Here is a 1,158-nt window from a genome sequence, read left to right as displayed (position 1 = left end):
GTAATCGACCGGTCGACGTGGGACTCTGCCGCCAGGTGCATGATGGCATCTGGCTGGTGTTCGCGCAGCACCCGGTCGATCTGATCACGATCACAGATGTCGACGCGCTCGAACACGTAACGCGAGTTCTGGCTAACTTCGGCCAGCGACTCCAGATTACCGGCGTAAGTAAGCTTATCGACGTTAACGACCAAGTCGGTAGTGTTGGAAATGATGTGCCGAATGACCGCCGAACCGATAAATCCGGCGCCGCCGGTTACTAGAATTTTCACGCGAAAACATACCCTTGAGTAACTGACAGGGCCGTCAACCGAGCACTGTCTAATCCATGAATGCAAAAGCCATCAAGCTTGCCGAGGCTTCTGACAGAGTCAGCCTGAACCGATGTGGGCATATGCCACTACCGGCCACGCGCAGCATTTTACAGCTTAATGAGGGTTTTACTATTGGATAAAGACAAGCTGCGTTGCCAACTCGGCGTGCATCATGGGTTTATTCCAATCAGACAATGCGCTTGCGTGAAGATCTGGACGAACGTCCCAGAAGCCATCCCAGAAGCGGTCCGATTGTCATGCCAACCAATAGCGCCAAGACGACGAGTAACGACACTGGCAGCTGTGGTCCGACCCACCCCAAGAACAGCAGGGAAACTGATTGTTGATTTTCGAGTACAAACGCAAGTACCGCGAGAACCAGCAATAGAACGAATACAGCGAGTAGTGCGCGCTTGAGGTTACGCATGAGCACATCCTTTAGGCACTATGGAAGTCAAACCTCCTCCTCCTCATCCTCATTCACCCGATCTCTAAGCTCCTTTCCCGGCTTGAAATGAGGCACAAACTTGCCATCCAGACTAACCGACTGACCGGTCTTCGGATTACGCCCAACCCGCGGCGCGCGATAGTGCAAAGAGAAGCTGCCAAAACCGCGGATCTCGATACGATCCCCAGTGGCCAGGCATTGGGACATTTGCTCAAGCATGGTCTTGATGGCCAGCTCCACATCCTTGGATGAGAGCAGCCCCTGATGGGTGACAATTCGTTCGATCAACTCCGACTTCGTCATATTTTTCCCTTCTTTTTCAAGCAGCTAGGAAAAGCGCTTCAAAGGTTTTAGCATGCCCGGAAGAATTTGAACAGCCTGAGTTTTGACATATCT

3 protein-coding genes are annotated in these 1,158 nt (G+C 52.2%); all 3 read right to left on the bottom strand.

The features are described from left to right. A partial coding sequence (locus AC1DRJ_RS28765) for a GDP-mannose 4,6-dehydratase (RefSeq protein WP_477805123.1) occupies window positions 1-272 on the bottom strand: 272 nt, incomplete at its 3' end. Window positions 273-501: 229 nt separating this feature from the next. Beyond that, window positions 502-741: a lipopolysaccharide assembly protein LapA domain-containing protein gene (locus AC1DRJ_RS28760; protein ID WP_477805122.1), complete on the bottom strand. Its 240-nt coding sequence runs from the start codon at window positions 739-741 to the stop codon at window positions 502-504. Window positions 742-768: 27 nt separating this feature from the next. Next, window positions 769-1,065, bottom strand: a complete 297-nt coding sequence (ihfB, locus tag AC1DRJ_RS28755; RefSeq protein WP_045060270.1) for an integration host factor subunit beta — start codon at window positions 1,063-1,065, stop codon at window positions 769-771. Between the last annotated feature and the right edge of the window lie 93 nt (window positions 1,066-1,158).

This window comes from Pseudomonas sp. P5_B2, assembly GCF_056400445.1.
This window is presented reverse-complemented; position numbering and strand designations above follow the sequence as displayed.

What these genes read in the sequence shown, in the direction of transcription:
- AC1DRJ_RS28760 (WP_477805122.1), bottom strand. Translation starts at nt 741, where the DNA reads ATGCGTAACCTCAAGCGCGCACTACTCGCTGTATTCGTTCTATTGCTG.
- ihfB (WP_045060270.1), bottom strand. Translation starts at nt 1,065, where the DNA reads ATGACGAAGTCGGAGTTGATCGAACGAATTGTCACCCATCAGGGGCTG.